The 495-nt window shown below is 73.9% G+C and carries 1 protein-coding gene; it reads right to left on the bottom strand.

All coding sequences use genetic code 11. The features are described 5' to 3' along the window. The coding region (locus tag DEIPI_RS41185) for a phosphoenolpyruvate carboxylase (protein ID WP_045233531.1) at nt 1-495 on the bottom strand (495 nt) is incomplete at both ends.

The following is a 495-nucleotide window of genomic DNA, read 5'->3' as shown; positions in this document are numbered from 1 at the left end:
GCCTCGGCCGATGGACGTGCCGCGCCCGTGGAAGAAGCGCCACGGCACGCCCGCCTCACGGCACACCCGCGCGATGGCGCGCTGCGCCTCGTGCAGCGCCCAGTTCGCCGCGAGGAAGCCCGCGTCCTTGTTGCTGTCGCTGTAGCCCAGCATGATCTCCTGCACGTCCGCGCCGAGCACACGGCGGTACTCGGGCAGGGCCAGCAGGGCCCGTACCACCTCGGGGCCGTGACGGAGGTCGTCGAGCGTCTCGAAGAGCGGCACGGGCAGCACCCGGAAGCCCACCTCCCGCGCGAGGATCAGCGGTTCGAGGACGTCCGAGACGCTCTCGGACATGCTGATGACGTAGCGGCCGAAGGCGCCCGGCCCGACCCTGGCGACCCCGCGCGCCACCTCGCGGATGGGGCCGACGGCGCGCTCCAGGCTCTCCGTGAGGGGCTCCCCGGCGGGCCACAGCGGACGACGCGAGTGGAGCTCCGCGAGGAGCACCGCCTG

The sequence above is a fragment of the Deinococcus pimensis DSM 21231 genome (genome assembly GCF_000519345.1).
Taxonomy (GTDB): Bacteria; Deinococcota; Deinococci; order Deinococcales; family Deinococcaceae; genus Deinococcus_A; species Deinococcus_A pimensis.
The sequence above is the reverse complement of the archived record's forward strand: the minus strand, read 5'-3'. Positions and strand labels throughout refer to the sequence as shown.